This is a genomic window from Arthrobacter sp. ISL-72 (assembly GCF_018613755.1).
Classification (GTDB): domain Bacteria; phylum Actinomycetota; class Actinomycetes; order Actinomycetales; family Micrococcaceae; genus Arthrobacter.
The window spans coordinates 22,720-38,754 of the sequence record NZ_JAGGPP010000013.1; the positions used below are offsets into that span (position 1 = coordinate 22,720).

Sequence of the window (16,035 nt, forward strand, 5' to 3'; positions counted from 1 at the left end):
AGTCCAACGTTACCGCCCGCCGGACTTTCCTGCCCTGCGGCGTGCGGCAACGCCGTCGATCACCAGGACGATCATCAGCAGGAATGCCAGCGGCAGGCCGTACAAGGCAAAGGAGGTCACCCACACCGGGGCGGCGCCGCCGGCAAAGGCAACGGCCATGACGGCGCCGACGGCAGCCAGGGAAAGGACGGCGATAACCACCGCAACTATCATCAGTGGCCGCCGGTAGCGGGAGGGTGTCATGCACGTAACGCTAACAGCCCGGCCGTGCCCGTGCCGCAAAGCGGGAAACAGGGGCCCGGCAGGATAACCTTGAAGGTACAGACCAACATGGTCCAGGCAGTCATACCTTGAACCCGCATATCAGTGCGGATGCGGTGGCCGCCGGCCGTGTCTCAGGAAGTCCAGAACGAAGAAGGTTGATTACGTGCCTACCGGCAAGGTCAAGTGGTATGACAAGGAAAAAGGCTTCGGATTCCTCGCGGGCGAGGACGGCCAGGAAGTATTCCTGCCCAAATCCGCGCTGCCCGAGGGCGTATCGGAGCTGAAGGCCGGCACCCGGGTGGAGTTTGGCGTTGCTGACGGCCGCAAGGGCGCCCAGGCCCTCGGCCTGCGCGTGCTGGACAAGACACCGTCCATCGCCAAGGCAAAGCGGCCCAGCGCCAAGGACCTGGCACCGCTCGTCCAGGACCTGGTGACCGTACTGGACAACCTGTCCGGAACGCTGTCCGCCGGAAAGTACCCGGAAGGCAACAAGGCCAAGGCGATAGCCGCCGCCCTCCGTAAGGTTGCCGACGAGCTGGACGCCTAGGCATCCGGCATGACTTCCCAACCTGACCAGAGCACACCCAAACCGGTTTCAAAGCCCCGTGCCGGCGTCCCTGCTTGGCGTACCGGCAAGCCGGATGCGGTGCTCGCGGCGGCCGTGGACTTTGCCCGGGACGCCATCGAGGGCATTGCCCCCGCCGCGCAGATCGGACGGCACCTGGGCGCCAAAACCGAAGGCGACCGTGTTGTCACGCACCTCTTTGAGTCCAAGCTCACCGGTTACCAGGGCTGGCAGTGGTATGCAGTGATCACCCGCAATTCGCGTTCCAAGCTCATCACCGTGAACGAACTTGGTTTGTTGCCCTCGGAGGATTCGATCCTTGCGCCCGAGTGGGTGCCGTGGGCCGAACGCGTGCGCCCTGAGGACGCCCGGGAAGAGGAAGCAACGGACGCGGCGCTCGACGGCGAAGTGGCCGTTTCCGAGGACGGCACCAGCGAGGCGCCGGAGGACGAAGCCGAAGCCAGCCAGGTGGCCGTTTCCGACGACGGCGCTGACGCGGGCAATCCGGAATCAGGCACCGGCACTTCGACCGGCGAGGGCGACTAGCCACCGGTCACGTAAAAAACGGCGGCACACCAGCCGGCCCCGCAACGAAAGCCCCGCAACGAAAGGCGCTCAACGAAAAAGGCGCCGTCCGGGACCAAAGCCCGGACGACGCCGTCGAACGCCAACGCGTCAGTCGATTCCTTACTTTCGCAGTTGGCCTACTACGTAGTCGATGCTGGACAGGAGAGCCGAGATGTCGTCCGGCTCGATCGCGACGAAGGTGGCGATGCGCAGCTGGTTGCGTCCCAGCTTGCGGTACGGCTCCGTATCCAGAATGCCGTTGGCGCGCAGGATCTTCGCGATCGCCGCTGCATCGATCGAATCGTCGAAGTCGATGGTGGCGATCACGTTGGAGCGGTCTTCGGCCTTGGCAACGAACGGGGTGGCATATTCGGAGGCCTCGGCCCAGGAATAGATGCGGCCGGCGGAGTCGGCCGTGCGTGCTGCCGCGAAATCAAGGCCGCCGCTGGCGTTCAGCCACTGCACCTGCGCGTCCAGCGTCACCAGGGTGGCCAGCGCCGGGGTGTTGTAGGTCTGGTTGAGCCGGGAGTTGTCGATCGCGGTCTGCAGGTCCAGGAAGTCGGGGATCCACCGCCCGCTTTCCTTGATCCGTGCAGCGCGCTCCAGGGCGGCGGGGGAGAAAAGGCCCAGCCACAGTCCGCCGTCCGACGCGAAGTTCTTCTGCGGCGCAAAGTAGTACACGTCTGCTTCAGCCACGTCCACGTCCAGGCCGCCCGCGGCGGAAGTGGCATCCACCAGCACCAGCGACCCGTCATCCGCGCCGGAAACCCGCTTGACCGGAGCGGCCACGCCCGTGGAGGTCTCGTTCTGGGGCCAGGCGTACACATCCACGCCGGCTTCCGCCTGCGCTGCAGGACGGGTTCCGGGCTCGGCCTTGATGATGGAGGATGCATCAAGGAACGGAGCCTTATTGGTCGCTGCCGCGAACTTGGAGCCGAATTCGCCGAAGGAAAGGTGCTGCGCCTTGCTGTCAACCAGTCCGAACGCGGCGACATCCCAGAATGCGGTGGAGCCGCCCACGCCGAGGATGACCTCATAGCCTTCCGGGGCACGGAAAAACTCGCTCAGGCCGCTGCGGACGGAACCCACGAGGTTCTTAACGGGGGCCTGACGGTGCGAAGTGCCCAGAAGCGTGGCGGACGCGGCGGACACTGCCTCGATCTGCTCCGGACGGACCTTCGAAGGCCCGGCGCCGAACCGCCCGTCCTTGGGCAGGAGGTTGGCGGGGATAGTGATGCTGGTGTCGCTCACAATGGCTCCAATTTTTCGGCGTGGACGTGGGAGGGCCCCGGCAGTACAGGGAATCCTGCAGGGGGAATCTCCTATATTCTGCCTGAAGCGCCTCCGCGGGACGGAACGGCATCCGTCATAGTCCAGTCACTGAGACGTCCCGGCTGCAAGGAGGGTTGTGCGGGGCTCGTCCCGCTAAAGATTATCCGGAGTAATTCAAAATAGGCTAAGCTGTTCCCTGACGTACAGGGGGCCGCAATGCCGGCCGGGCTGATCCCCGCGAGCTGTTCCCACGGCTGATCGGCGGATGCAGGTCCACCCCGCCGAGGCCACCGGGAACGCCTCCGCACGGTACGGTGGGACTGACGCAAGGACTGTGCTCGAGGAGCTGAGCTGGATGACGGATCTGATCGACACCACGGAGATGTATCTTCGGACAATCTTGGAGCTTGAGGAAGAGAACATCGTGGCTCTCCGTGCCCGGATTGCAGAACGGTTGCGCCACTCCGGGCCGACTGTTTCGCAGACCATCGGCCGGATGGAGCGGGACGGACTGGTTGTTGTTTCGGGCGACCGCCACCTTGAGCTCACCGAAACAGGCCGGAAACGGGCCACGGAAGTAATGCGCAAGCACCGGCTCGCGGAGCGGCTCCTGGCCGACGTCATCGGCCTGGACTGGGCGTACGTCCACGACGAAGCGTGCCGCTGGGAACACGTCATGAGTGAGCGCGTTGAACGGCGCATCTTTGAACTCCTGGACCACCCCACGGTTTCCCCCTACGGCAATCCCATCCCCGGCCTAGCAGCGCTCGGCGGACAGCCGTCTCCGGGGTTCGCGGCCGGTGTGGTGAACCTCCTCGACGCCATGTCCGGGTACGGGGCCGACTCGCGTGTCATCGTGAGCCGACTGGCCGAGCCCATCCAGGTGGAACCGGAGCTCCTGGTGCAGCTCGATGAGGGTGGCATCCGGCCCGGAGCGTCCCTGGCCCTGGAGCGCGTGGGCGAGTACATCTCGGTGCGGGTGCCCGAGATCGAAGGGGCCCTCGAGTTGCCGCCGGAAGTAGCGGCCCATGTATTTGTTACGGTCAGCTAACTGCGCACCTTGTAGGACCACCTTCCTCCACTGAGACGTAGATAACGGAATTATTACCGCGCTGATTAATCCCCTATAGTTGAGGACTAGCGCCGATACTAAAGCGTTACCTGATCCGAAGCCGAGCTCTGCCAGCGGATCAGCGTACGAATCACCTCCTGGCAGAGGCGGAGGAACCACAATCGGCCGTTGAAAGACGGCCTTGGGGTGAAGTCCGTCAGCGGCGAGACATTCCGACGAAGGATTCCAGGGGATACCCCTGTGTCGGATGCCTTGCATTGGCGGACCGGGTCTTTGATCTCTCTGACCCGAATCCGACAGCTAACTTCGCAGGCTATCCAGAGAGGATTTTTCTTGACCACGCAGACCGTCAGGGGCCGCCGCAGGGCGTCAGGTCCCGCTTCGGAGTACCCAGTGGCCGAAGCCGTTCTGACGGTCAGGCCACGCGATGCGCATCGCGACGCGCGGCGGCGCCGAAGCCTCTTCAGTCAGATCACAGACTTTGCCGCGGCGAGCGGTGTGGGCCAGAAGGCCGGCATCGCGCTCGCCGCCACCGGCCTGGTCCTCACGGTAACCGTGCCCTCGACCGGCCCCATGATGGCGACAGCGGAAACCGGCACCGCCGGGGCTGCCGCAGTTGCGCCGCAGCCGGAAGTTTCCGCTGCTGCCGGCGCCAAAATCGACTTCAACCGAACCTCCGTTGCCACCAAGGGCGACCCCGACGGCAAGCTCAAACAGCTGCTGAGCGCGCAATCTGCAAGCACCATCACCCGCGCGGCGTCCGCGGGCAGCCTGGGGGCTCCGCTGGAACACCTGGTCTCGGCTTCCCCCTTCGGCTTCCGGGTCAGTCCCATCACAGGCGGTGCCGGAGAGTTCCACCGCGGCCAGGACTACGCGGCCGAGTGCGGCACAAACGTTCTGGCGGCTGCCAGCGGAACTGTGACATTCTCGGGATGGCATCCTTACGGCGGCGGAAACCGCATCGTGGTCGACCATGGCAACGGCCTGGAGACCACGTACAACCATCTCTCGTCGTCCAGCGTGCAGGTAGGCCAGAAGGTCAGCCGGGGCGACGTTATTGCACTCAGTGGGACCACTGGCGCCTCCACCGGCTGCCACCTCCACTTTGAAGTGATGGTCAACGGCGAAGTCGTTGACCCCACCGGCTGGCTCTGATCCCAAAAATGATGGGTCACTCTCGAGTTCCTGTGACACGCCGTGACCTGAATGTGACATTCGCTCCGGATTCCTGTACCGTCTAAAGCACGCCAACTTTTCCGAAGTTGGCGCTCTTGAGTGGATTGCCTAACTCTGCCACCGCTCAAGGTCCGTTCGCATTACATCGTCTGGCAGAGGCGGGGGAACCAATTTTGGTCTTCGCAAGAAGACCTTGGGGTTAAGTCGCAACGCTTCCCAGGAAGCCGAGTGGCCGGGTGACTCCCATCCGAATCCGACAGCTCACCTCGTAGGCATTGGGAGAGGCTACCTTCGTGTCTTCACGCCACAACTCTGCGCGCCATCGCGCGCAAACGGTTCGTACGAACCCGTTGAACTCCGTGTCCAGGGCTGTGACTGCCAACGCCGGGACCGTAGGCCGCCAGGCGGCTGTTATTGCAGCCGCGTCCGGAATGATCCTCAGCGTTGGAATGCCGGCTAACGCCGCAGATACCAACCTGGGTGTTTCCGCTTCCACGGAGTCCGGCTCACAGTCGGCTCAGCTGGCCGTTACCGCAGAACCGACAGCGACTGTTTCCTTCGAGCGTCCGGCAGTGACCACGGAGGCAGCGCCCAAGGTTGAAGCCGTCCGGGCACAGTCCACCGGTACGGATGCCAGCGAGACCACCACCGAAGCTGACAGCGAAGGGACGGCAGACAAGCTTGCCGACGCCGCTTCCTCTGCAGCGGCATCGGGCCTCGCCGCCATCGCGTACACCGGAATCGGCAGCCCCTACGTCTGGGGCGGCACCACTCCCAGCGGCTGGGACTGCTCAGGTTTCACGCAGTGGGTTTACGCCCAGGCCGGCATCAGCATCCCCCGCGTCAACGCATGGACCGCTATGAAGCCCACCGCCACTCCGGCGCCGGGCGACTTGGTCATGCAAAACGGCGGTGCGCACGTGGGCATCTACGTCGGCAACGGCATGATGATCAGCGCGCTGAACCCGTCGCAGGGCACCATCCTGCACGCTGTGTCCGCCACGGGCACGTCTGCGTACTACACGCTTCGCTAAAACACGCGCTTCCCTCACTGAAGCGCGCGTCCTTCGCTAAAAAATCCGTTCGGGCCGTTCCGGCTTACCCCCAAGATGCCGGAGCGTCCAAAAACCGCGGCCTGCTATGCAGTCTGAGGAAAACGAAAGAGAGAAATAATGACTACTCGTGCGATCGCGCGGCACCGCGCCGCGGCTCCGAAGACCAACTCGCTTGCTGTCATTGCCAAGGCTGTCGGCGACAACGCCGGCGGCATGGGCCGTCAGGCTGCGGTTATCGCTGCTGCTTCCGGCCTGGTCCTGACCAGTGGTATCGCGGCCAACGCTGCCGACACTAACGTTCAGCGCGAAGCAACCTCCGCTTCCACCCTGGAAGTTCAGTCTGCTGCTCCGGCCAACATCTCCGCTGCTTCCAGCATCGCCATCTCCTACGAGAAGCCGGCTGTTTCCACCTCCCCGGCTCCGGTTGAGGAACCGAAGCCCGTTGTTGAGGTCCAGGAAGCTGCCGCTCCCGAGGCAGAAGCCGCTCCGGTTGCTGCTGCCGCGACCGTCTCCGCCCCCGCCGCGCCGGCCGCCCCCGCCGCTGCCGCCAGCGGAAACGGCGCTTCGATCGCAGCCGCGGCCTACGCCCAGCTCGGCGTTGCCCAGGACTGCACCGCCCTTGCCACCAACGCACTTGCAGCCGTCGGCATCAACTACCACGGCTGGCCGGCAGGTTACCTGTCCCTCGGCCGCACCGTCAGCGCCGCCGAGGCACAGCCGGGCGACCTCGCCTACTACGAAAACGGCGGCATGGGCTTGGCCCACATCGCTGTCTACGTCGGCAACGGCCAGGCAGTACACGGCGGCTGGAACGGCGGAACCACCGCACTGTTCAGCGTCAACGTCGGCTCCGGCCCGGTCTTCATCCGCGTCGGCGGCTAAAGCCTCCGGCTAACGTTTGCCAGAAGAACCCCTGCCTCCGGGCGGGGGTTCTTTTGCGTTTCCGGCAGATGAATTTTCGCCGACACGGAGTGTAGGGTAGTGACCCAATTCGGTGATCGGCCACTTGAGTGTTTACTCTTGTGTTGTCGATCCATAGCCCGGACAAGCAGAGGGCAGCCGGCCCTCGAGCCCCTGACGGGTGCGGCCGTGAAGAGGTATGTGCATGCGCACTCTCGTTCTGAATGCTGGATATGAACCGCTGGCGGTTGTGACCTTCCGCCGGGCGCTGGTTCTTGTGCTGACCGGAAAAGCTAGCGTGGTGGCCGAGGGCGACGATCCTGTCGTCGGGCCGCAGGAGATTCTGGGCCGTCCGTCCGTGATTCTCCTGAACCGTTACATCCGGCCTAGATACAACACCATCACGGCTGTGAGCCGCCGGGGCGTCCTGCGCCGCGACGGCCACCGCTGCGCCTACTGCGGCAAGGCAGCACACACCATTGACCACGTCCACCCGAAATCGCGGGGCGGTGCCGATTCCTGGGAGAACCTGGTGGCCGCCTGCCTTCGCTGCAACAACGTCAAGGGTGACCACACGCCGGCGGAGATGGGCTGGAAGCTGCGCTTTGTGCCCGCGCCTCCCCATGGCACCATCTGGCAGATTAAGGAACTGGAAAAGCCCACGCCCGCGTGGGACCCTTTCCTCCTTCCTGAATCCGCTGCCTGAGGCATTCCGGGTGCACGGGACCAGCCTCCTTGGCTAGGCTGGTCCCGTGGAGTTTGATGCCTTAATCCTTGCAGGCGGGCGGTCGTCCCGGCTCGGCGGTGTGCCCAAGTGCCAGTTGATGTACGACGGCGGGACCCTCCTCTCGCGGTCGCTCGCGGCCTGCGCCGGTGCCGCGTCCGTGGTGGTGGTGGGTCCCGACCCCGGCGGTCTTCCCGCCGGGGTCCTCATCTGCCGCGAGGAGCCTGCTTTTGCCGGACCGGCGGCAGCCATAGCTGCAGGCCTGGCGGCTCTGGACCGGGCCCGCGGGCCGCTCCGCGCGGCAATCACACTGATCCTGGCCTGCGACATGCCTGAAGCCGGGCAGGCCGTTGCCGCCCTGCAGCGCGCCCTCGCGGCCGGCGGCCTGGGAAACCCGGAATGCGAGGGAGTCATGTCCACCTCCCCGGACGGCCGCAAACAACCGCTCGCCGGCTTTTATAGCACAACCGCGCTACATCGCGCAGCGGGCGAAATGGAACGGAGCGGAGGCCTAACGGGCGCATCAGTCTTCGCCCTCCTTGCTAGGCTTGACGTGCGGACAGTTACCGTCCCCGCAGGTGCCACGGACGATGTGGACACATGGGACGATGCCGCCGCATTAGGGGTGTCCCGCCAGGAGCGATGACCCACCGCCGGTGGGGAGCGCAGTGGCACCGCAACTGAATTTGAGTTTTGGAGGCAACAGTGAAAAGCCAGGATGAGACGCTTGAGGACTGGTGCCGCGCGCTGCTGCAGGCCTTCCAACTGGAGGATGTCGAGGTGGACGTCAATGAAGTCCTGGCGCTGGCGGGCGTCGCAGCCCACTCCGTTGTGCGGCCGGCGGCGCCGCTGACCACCTTCATCGCCGGCTTCGCGGCAGGCATGGCATCAGGCTCGGGGCAGGCCCCGGACGCGGTCTCCATGCAGGCAGCCCTGGGAGTCGCACGGGCACTGGCGATGGACTACGCGGAGCCCCCGGCAGCCGGTGCGTCCCACCCGGCTGCGACCTCCGGAGCAGAGCAGTCAGGTTTTGCACCCGACCAGGCCATCAACAGCAGGAACACCGGCGCATGACGCCTGCGCCGCCGGACGGCGGTGACGCCGCCAGCGACGTGCCTGAACACACGGCTTCCCCTGGCCACGCACACTTGGCGCACACCTGGCAGGAAGCACGGCAGCTGTCCTTTGACTGCGCAACACCCATCCCGCCGGGGCCGGTGTCGCTCAGGAAGGCCCTGGGGCGGACGCTTGCGGCCGATATCACCGCGCTCCAGGACATGCCGCACTACCCTTCATCTGCCATGGACGGCTGGGCAGTCAATGGGTCGGGGCCGTGGATCCTGGCGGAGCCCGGCCACCGGCTGGCACCCCACCAGGCCAGCCCCATCGTGACCGGCGGCCTTATTCCGCCGGGCGCAAAGGCTGTGCTCCGAAGCGAAAGCGGCGTAATAACAACGGACGACGAAGGGCTGCCCGTCCTGGCCCTCGGCGGCGGAGCGCGGCCGGGCGAACCAAAGAACGGCCAGCACATCCGGAAAGCAGGCGAGGAGGCCGCCGCCGGGGACGTCCTCGTCAAGCAGGGCGCCGTCCTCAACCCTGCCCACCTCGCCTTGGCCGCACTGGCCGGCCACGATTTCCTCCAGGTCCAGGGGAAGCCCGTGGTGAGGATTCTGCTGACGGGATCCGAGGTGGTGGCCGCCGGCCTGCCCGCCCCGGGCAAGGTGCGCGACACCTTCGGGCCGCAGCTCGGAGCTGTGGTGGAGATGCTCGGCGGCATCTTCGCCGGGCAGGAGAAAATCGGGGACCACTATCACGAATGGCTTGCTGCCCTGGAAGACGACGGGCCGGAGGAAGCCCCCGGTCCGGGGGAAGGCACCTGGGTGGAAGGCCCGGCTGATGACCCCGGCTCTCCGGATATCCCCGCACCGGTGCAAGACGCGGGGGAGGCGGTCAACGAAGAGGCTCCTGCCGACGTCGTTATCACCACGGGCGGAACCGGCAGGTCCGGCACGGACCACCTTCGCCGGGCGGTCGAGGAACTGGGTGGGCGCCTGTTGATCGATGGCATCGCCATGCGCCCGGGGCACCCGGCGGTCCTCGCTGAACTGCCGGACGGCCGCTTCATCCTCGGCCTGCCGGGGAACCCCCTTGCAGCGATGATGGCCCTGTGCACAGTGGGGGCGCCGCTGCTGGCAGCGCTTGGCCACGGCACACTTCCGCCGGTGGGTGAAGTGCCCTCCGGAACGATGATCGATCCTGATCCGGGGCGGACCCGGCTGATGCCGTTCCGGCTCCTGTACGGGATGGCATCCCCGGCCCAGCATGCCGGACCAGGCATGATGCGGGGCCTTGCGTCCGCGGACGGCGTCCTTGTCGTTCCGCCCCACGGTGTCCAGCTGGGTGAGGCGGTGCCCGCCTTCGCCCTGCCCTGGGGCGCAGCCATCGGGCAGGCCGAACCGGCTGCGGCGAAGGCCAAGACTGCTCCCCGCAGGGCCGCCAGGAAGCCCGCGGCCTCGGACGGGCCGGTGGACTGGAGCGCGCTGTTGGGTTAGTGCCGTCCCCGCTGGTGAAGGCGGTCCAGGCTTGCAATGATGGTCGTATCACGCACCTTAAGGAGCACATCGTGGCCCGCATGACGCAACGGCGCAAGATCCACCGGTTTGTCCTCGACGGCTCACCGCAGTCCCTCGAATTCCCCGTGCGGCACCGTGAAGACGTGCTGGCGGTGGAGGAACCCTTGGAGGTGCGGCTCGGGTCCCTTCCTTTTACCGTCACCATGCGGACGCCCGGCGACGATTTTGACCTCGTGGCCGGATTCCTGGTGTCCGAGGGCATCATCTGGACCCCGGAGCAGCTCGTTTCCCTGCGGTTTTGCGCGGGCGAGGACGAAAACGGCGTGCAGACCTTCAATGTTGTGGAAGCGCAGCTGCGGCCCGACGTCGTCCTTCCCGACAGGGGACGCAATATCTTCACCTCCAGTTCGTGCGGCATCTGCGGGACTGACTCCATCGACGCCGTGCGCAAGTCGTCGCACTTCAGCCCTGCCAAGGACCCGCTGACCGTCCCCGTGGAGACGTTGTCCGGGCTGCCTGACAAACTCCGGGCGGCGCAGGCCGTCTTCGAGGCCACCGGAGGTGTCCACGCGGCCGGGCTCTTCCGGATCACTGACGACGGCGGCACGGAGCTGCTGTGCCTGCGGGAGGACGTGGGGCGGCACAATGCCGTGGACAAAGTGGTGGGCTGGGCGCTCCGGGAACGGCTGCTGCCGCTGGCAGGCACGGTCCTGCAGGTTTCGGGCCGGGCTTCGTTCGAACTCGTGCAGAAGGCTGCCCTCGCCGGCATTCCGGTGCTGGCCGCCGTCAGTGCACCATCCAGCCTGGCAGTCGAACTGGCCGAGGCCAGCGGCATGACACTCGCCGGTTTCAGCAGGGGCACCACCCTGAATGTCTACGCCGGGCAGCATCGCATCATCGCTCCGGCACCGGTCCCGGGATAGCGCTAAATGCTTGGATTATCGGACGCGGGGCAGTAGATTTTATCCATCGAATGGACGCGCCGACCCCTTCCTTCGGCCGAGTTCCAGGGGTTCACCTAAGCTGAAGACAAGGCCCAGGCACGTTTCGCGAACCCGCTGTCAGCTTCCAAGCCACAGGCATTAAAGAGGACCACATTGCACGACGACCGCCGCATTACGGAAGTCCGCCTCGACCGATTCATGCGCGAACGCGTGGAACCCGCGGTGTACACCCGCAGTGTTCCCTTGACCCTGACCAGCTGGGACGTTCCGGACGAGCCCGTTTCCGTGATGGAAGCACTGCGGCACGACTTCACCCCGCTGGAACATGGGGCGCCGTGGGGTCAGCCCTGGGGCACCAAGTGGTTGAGGCTGCGGGGTGAAGTGCCTGATTCGTGGGGCACCGCCCCTGATACCGCCGTCGAGATTGTGGTGGACCTGGGCTTCACCCGGGAGCTGCCGGGCTTCCAGTGCGAGGGAATTGCGTGGCGGCCGGACGGGACCATCATCAAGGCGATCTCGCCGCGGAACCAGTACATTCCGTTGAAGCTCCTGGGCAGCGGAATGGCAGTGGACTTTTATGTGGAGGCTGCCGCCAACCCCGATGTGGCGCAGGGCTGGGTCTTCGCAGCCATGCCGTACGGCGACAAGGCAACGGCGGGACGCGATCCCCAATACCGGCTCGGCACCATCGCCATCGCCGAACTGAACCAGACCGTCTGGGAACTCCAGCAGGACGTCTGGACCCTCAGCGGGCTCATGCACGAGCTCCCCATGGAACTGCCGCGCCGCCACGAGATCCTGCGGGCGTTGGAGCGGATGCTGGATGTCATGGACCCGGACGATGTTGCCGGTACCGCGGCGGCAGGCCGCGCCGCCCTGGCCGAGGTGCTGTCCCGGCCGGCGTATGCCTCGGCCCACCAGTTGGTTGCCACGGGCCATGCGCACATCGATTCGGCGTGGCTGTGGCCTGTCCGGGAAACCATCCGCAAGTGCGCCCGGACATTCTCCAACGTGGTGGCACTGATGGACGAGTTTCCCGACTTTGTTTTCTCCTGTTCGTCCGCGCAGCAGCTGGCCTGGATGAAGGAGTTCTACCCCGAGCTGTTCGGCCGGATCCGCGAGAAGGTCAATGCCGGCCAGTTCGTGCCGGTGGGCGGTATGTGGGTGGAGTCCGACACCAACATGCCCGGCGGCGAGGCCATGGCGCGGCAGTTTATCGAAGGAAAGAAGTTCTTCCTCGACGAGCTGGGCGTGGAATGCCGCGAAGCGTGGCTGCCTGATTCCTTTGGCTACTCGGCCGCACTGCCGCAGATCGTCAAGGCAGCCGGCAGCAAATGGTTCCTGACCCAGAAGATCTCCTGGAACCAGGTCAACCGGATGCCGCACCACACGTTCAACTGGGAGGGAATCGACGGCACGCGCCTGTTCACGCACTTCCCTCCGGTTGACACCTACAACTCCGAGCTGAGCGGCCGGGAACTGGCGCACGCCGAGCGGAACTACCGGGATCACGGCCGGGGCACGGTATCGCTGATCCCCTTTGGCTATGGCGACGGCGGCGGCGGACCCACCCGGGAGATGATCGCCGCCGCCCGCCGCACGGCCGACCTCGAAGGGTCCCCGAAGGTGCGGATCGGCACCGCCGCGAGCTTCTTTGCCCAGGCCCAGGACGAATACGCCTCGCTGCCCGTGTGGGTGGGGGAGATGTACCTCGAGCTGCACCGCGGCACCTACACCAGCCAGGCGAAAACCAAGCGCGGCAACCGGCGCAGCGAACACCTGCTCCGGGAAGCCGAACTTTGGTGCGCCACCGCCGCCGTCCGCACCGCCGGCGGCTACGCCTACCCTGCGGCGGAACTGAAGCGCCTGTGGCGGCTGGTCCTGCTTCAGCAGTTCCATGACATCCTGCCGGGCAGCTCGATTGCCTGGGTCCACCAGGATGCGGAGCGGAACTACGCGGCCATCTCGGAGGGGCTGGAGGCCATCATTGCCGGTGCCGCGCGGGCCTTGCTCGGTGAGGGCGAGCGTCAGTTCCTGCTCAACGCCGCACCCCACGAACGGAACGGCGTACCGGCGCTCGCTGCCGCTGAACCGGTCCGCGCCGACAGCCCGGTGGCGGTCACCGAATCGGGCGGGGGCTACATCCTGGACAACGGCCGGGTCAGGGCCGTGCTGGACGCCAACGGACTCCTTGTCTCGCTGATCGACCACGCGACCGGCCGCGAAGCGATTGCTCCGGGCCAGTTCGGAAACCACCTGGAACTCCACCGTGATACGCCCAACGAATGGGACGCCTGGGACATCGACGAGTTCTACCGGCGGAACGTCACCTCGTTGGCTGAAGCACGCTCGGTGACGCTGGAGCGGGACCCCCGCTTGGAGAGCGCCGACGCCGTCGTGGTTGTGGAACGGCTGGCCGGAGCATCGGCGATCACACAGCGAATTTCGCTGGAGGCAGGGTCCGGGTCACTGAGCATCCTGACCTCAGTCGACTGGCAGGAGCGCGAGAAGCTTCTCAAGATCGGCTTCCCGCTGGATGTGCGCGCCGACCGCTCGGCGTCGGAGACGCAGTTCGGGCACGTATTCCGGCCGACCCACACCAACACGTCCTGGGAAGCGGCCAAGTTCGAAATCTGCGCCCACCGCTGGATCCACGTGGGCGAGCCGGGTTACGGTGTGGCCGTCTCCAACGCCTCCAGCTACGGGCACGATGTCACCCGCAGCGTCAGGGACGACGGCGGCACCACAACGACCGTTCGCACCTCCCTGCTGCGTGCACCCAAGTACCCGGACCCCGCCGCGGACCGCGGCCGGCACGAACTCCTGGTGACCGTGATGCCCGGGGCCGCCATCGCCGATGCGGTGGAAGAAGGCTACCGGACCAACCTTGCCCCCCGTATGGTCCAAGGCGCCAACCCGGTTAGCCCGCTGTTCACGGTCTTCAATCAGGGGATCGTTGTCGAAGCAGTCAAACTGGCGGAGGACGGGTCCGGCGACGTGATTGTCCGCCTTTACGAATCGCTGGGAGAGCGGTCGGAGGGAATGGTGACGGCGAACTTTGACACCAAGGAGGTGCACGCGGTGGACCTGCTTGAGCGTCCTGTTGAAGGCCCCGGCATTGAAGCGGGTCGGGATTCGGCAAAGCTGAGGCTTCGCCCGTTCCAGCTTGTCACCCTGCGGTTTGTCCGCTGAGGCAGACCGGGCGTTAGGGGAAAGAGCCGTTAAAAGGCTGAGTGGGGGCGGTCCCCAACGGCCCGCCACCACTCATCCCCCCAATAGCGCTCAGTGACTGCCCGGCATCCAACGGATTTCCCCGTCCAAATCACTTTCACACATTCATGATTCTCTCACGTTCTAATGATTTTGTGAAAGAAATTAGCCTACTGGGCGGTAGATGACTTCCGGGCGGCAACCCGGGTGGCGCGGACCCTCCCGGTCCAGAACACCGCCAGGCCCAGGACGAAGCACAGCGCGGCCCCGTAATTGATGATGAATTTCAGCGAGCTCCACTGGGGCGGAATGAAGGGGAACAGCAGGCTCACCGTCAGGGAGGCGCCGCCGATGCCCAGCAGCAGGGCTCCCACCCGGACCAGCACCGGCAGCCGGCTGGCCACTGCCTTCGCTATTGCGGGGAGGAGGACCAAGGAAACGTAGGCCGGGTAGGCGCGCCCTGCGGCACCGTAGTACTCCACCAGGTGGGCATCCCGGACACTGCGCCGGGCAACACCGGCGAGTCCTGCAGATGAGCCGGATGAATCCATCATGATGAAGAAAAGGATCATAACGGCGGATATCACCCCAAACACCAGCATCCCGGGCCATCCCAGCAGCCAGCGCCGGTACTGATGTGCACCGAACGCCTTCATGCTGCGCAGCCCGATGAAAAAGATGACGGCGAAGACGATGAACCGCAGGATGAGGTTGGTGATGTTAGTGCCGCCAAGGACGCTGTCGATGGCAACGTACGGGCCATCGATGCTCAGAAGGATCGCGAGCGTGGCCAGCAGAAAGATGTAGAAGAGCGACCTGTTCTCACCCCTTAAGGCACTGGGGATCCGTGCCACCGCAGCGGCGCAGCAGACAGCAAGGGTGGACCACTGCAGGATCTCGATCATCCGAGGTTCTCCCAAATCGTTCTGGTTTCTTCATGGTCTTGTTCCTGGCGCTTAAGGGTCTTTCCCAAAGCCTGGAGCCGGTCGCCGGCCAACGCGGCAAGCTCGCCGTCGGACATGGCATCCAGGGCCGCCTGCCTGGCGCCCGGCTCCCAGCCTGCCTCGGACTCGGTGATCATTCCCGTGGCCACCAGCCCGCCCGTCAGGCCTGTGCCGGCCGCCCTGGACGTGGCGATGGCCAGTTCCGGGGTCAGCCTGTTGGCCGACAGCTGCGCCGAGTAATTCTGCGGTGCGATCCCGGTGGCTGCGGAAACCCGATGCCGGAGTTCGCCGTCGTCAATCGCGTCCACCCAGTTCCTCACCGAGGTGGCATGCGGAGCCGGCGTGAGCTGCGGGGCGGGGGGCGTGGCCCGGGCTGTTTCAGTCCCCTCCGCTGCCGCGGCGGAGCGGGCAATGACTGCCCTTAGAAGATCCATGGTGGCGATCTGGCTGACCAGCTCCGCGGCGGTGGGCGGCAACTGGCCCCCGGCAAGATCGCTATATGCGTCAAAGGTGGCGAGCGCCGCTACCGGGTTGATGTTGAACGCCCGGCTGATGGCGACGACGGTGCTTTCCGCCACCTTCCCCCGGACCAGCTGCTGCGCCAGGGTGGTCCGCTTGACTCCGGAAATCCTGCAGATATCGGCAGTGCTCGCCTCGGGCGCAATTCCTTGCAGCCAGCGTTGGAACGCCTTGGCGGGGAGTGGCATCGACGACTTCCTGCAGGTGGGCTATCTGGGTATCATCAGCCCGATTGTACGGCGGCGGGTAT

The 16,035-nt window shown here is 65.6% G+C and carries 16 protein-coding genes and 2 riboswitches; of the genes, 12 read left to right on the forward strand and 4 right to left on the reverse strand.

The window, feature by feature from the left end; genetic code table 11:
- Window positions 1-9 precede the first annotated feature (9 nt).
- The gene (locus tag J7I92_RS12315) at window positions 10-243 is read right to left on the reverse strand and encodes a hypothetical protein (RefSeq protein ID WP_214840877.1); all 234 of its coding nucleotides are present in this window, start codon (window positions 241-243) and stop codon (window positions 10-12) included.
- A gap of 184 nt (window positions 244-427) precedes the next feature.
- On the opposite strand from J7I92_RS12315, the gene J7I92_RS12320 reads away from it, so the two are divergent.
- Window positions 428-811 carry a cold-shock protein gene (locus J7I92_RS12320; protein ID WP_214840879.1) on the forward strand — a complete coding sequence of 128 codons (384 nt, stop codon included), beginning with the start codon at window positions 428-430 and terminating at the stop codon, window positions 809-811.
- A 9-nt stretch (window positions 812-820) separates the two neighbouring features.
- The gene (locus J7I92_RS12325; protein ID WP_214840880.1) at window positions 821-1,375 is read left to right on the forward strand and encodes a DUF3027 domain-containing protein; all 555 of its coding nucleotides are present in this window, start codon (window positions 821-823) and stop codon (window positions 1,373-1,375) included.
- A gap of 141 nt (window positions 1,376-1,516) precedes the next feature.
- On the opposite strand, the gene serC is transcribed toward J7I92_RS12325, so the two are convergent.
- Window positions 1,517-2,647, reverse strand: coding sequence for a phosphoserine transaminase (serC, locus tag J7I92_RS12330; RefSeq protein WP_214840882.1), 1,131 nt, complete (start codon window positions 2,645-2,647; stop codon window positions 1,517-1,519).
- A gap of 376 nt (window positions 2,648-3,023) precedes the next feature.
- On the opposite strand from serC, the gene J7I92_RS12335 reads away from it, so the two are divergent.
- The 10 genes from J7I92_RS12335 (at window position 3,024) to J7I92_RS12380 (ending at window position 14,304) form a co-directional block, all read left to right on the forward strand.
- Entirely contained in the window at window positions 3,024-3,719 is a 696-nt protein-coding gene (locus J7I92_RS12335; protein WP_214840884.1) for a metal-dependent transcriptional regulator, read from the forward strand.
- Window positions 3,720-3,828: 109 nt separating this feature from the next.
- Window positions 3,829-4,070, forward strand: a riboswitch (cyclic di-AMP (ydaO/yuaA leader).
- Between the two features lie 3 nt (window positions 4,071-4,073).
- Window positions 4,074-4,895 carry a M23 family metallopeptidase gene (locus tag J7I92_RS12340; RefSeq protein ID WP_214840886.1) on the forward strand — a complete coding sequence of 274 codons (822 nt, stop codon included), beginning with the start codon at window positions 4,074-4,076 and terminating at the stop codon, window positions 4,893-4,895.
- 116 nt (window positions 4,896-5,011) lie between these two features.
- Window positions 5,012-5,205, forward strand: a riboswitch (cyclic di-AMP (ydaO/yuaA leader).
- 70 nt (window positions 5,206-5,275) lie between these two features.
- Window positions 5,276-5,950 carry a C40 family peptidase gene (locus J7I92_RS12345; protein WP_214840888.1) on the forward strand — a complete coding sequence of 225 codons (675 nt, stop codon included), beginning with the start codon at window positions 5,276-5,278 and terminating at the stop codon, window positions 5,948-5,950.
- Between the two features lie 138 nt (window positions 5,951-6,088).
- Window positions 6,089-6,853 (forward strand): NlpC/P60 family protein, encoded by a 765-nt coding sequence (locus tag J7I92_RS12350; protein WP_214840890.1) that lies wholly within the window; start codon window positions 6,089-6,091, stop codon window positions 6,851-6,853.
- 223 nt (window positions 6,854-7,076) lie between these two features.
- Window positions 7,077-7,577 (forward strand): HNH endonuclease, encoded by a 501-nt coding sequence (locus tag J7I92_RS12355; protein WP_028271305.1) that lies wholly within the window; start codon window positions 7,077-7,079, stop codon window positions 7,575-7,577.
- 46 nt (window positions 7,578-7,623) lie between these two features.
- Complete coding sequence (locus tag J7I92_RS12360; protein ID WP_214840892.1) at window positions 7,624-8,241, forward strand: NTP transferase domain-containing protein; 618 nt, start codon at window positions 7,624-7,626, stop codon at window positions 8,239-8,241.
- A gap of 59 nt (window positions 8,242-8,300) precedes the next feature.
- Entirely contained in the window at window positions 8,301-8,669 is a 369-nt protein-coding gene (locus tag J7I92_RS12365; RefSeq protein ID WP_214840894.1) for a DUF6457 domain-containing protein, read from the forward strand.
- Window positions 8,666-10,147, forward strand: coding sequence for a molybdopterin molybdotransferase MoeA (locus J7I92_RS12370; protein ID WP_214840896.1), 1,482 nt, complete (start codon window positions 8,666-8,668; stop codon window positions 10,145-10,147). The genes J7I92_RS12365 and J7I92_RS12370 overlap by 4 nt, the downstream gene beginning before the upstream one ends.
- Before the next feature lie 71 nt (window positions 10,148-10,218).
- Window positions 10,219-11,091, forward strand: a complete 873-nt coding sequence (fdhD, locus tag J7I92_RS12375; protein ID WP_214840898.1) for a formate dehydrogenase accessory sulfurtransferase FdhD — start codon at window positions 10,219-10,221, stop codon at window positions 11,089-11,091.
- Between the two features lie 174 nt (window positions 11,092-11,265).
- On the forward strand, window positions 11,266-14,304 hold the full coding sequence (locus J7I92_RS12380; RefSeq protein WP_214840900.1) for a glycoside hydrolase family 38 C-terminal domain-containing protein: 3,039 nt from the start codon (window positions 11,266-11,268) through the stop codon (window positions 14,302-14,304).
- Window positions 14,305-14,492: 188 nt separating this feature from the next.
- Here the strand turns inward: J7I92_RS12380 and J7I92_RS12385 are convergent, their stop codons facing one another.
- Together J7I92_RS12385 and J7I92_RS12390 are read right to left on the reverse strand one after the other, a co-directional pair.
- On the reverse strand, window positions 14,493-15,227 hold the full coding sequence (locus J7I92_RS12385) for a hypothetical protein (RefSeq protein WP_214840902.1): 735 nt from the start codon (window positions 15,225-15,227) through the stop codon (window positions 14,493-14,495).
- Window positions 15,224-15,973 (reverse strand): hypothetical protein, encoded by a 750-nt coding sequence (locus J7I92_RS12390; RefSeq protein ID WP_214840904.1) that lies wholly within the window; start codon window positions 15,971-15,973, stop codon window positions 15,224-15,226. The genes J7I92_RS12385 and J7I92_RS12390 overlap by 4 nt, the downstream gene beginning before the upstream one ends.
- Window positions 15,974-16,035: the final 62 nt, after the last annotated feature.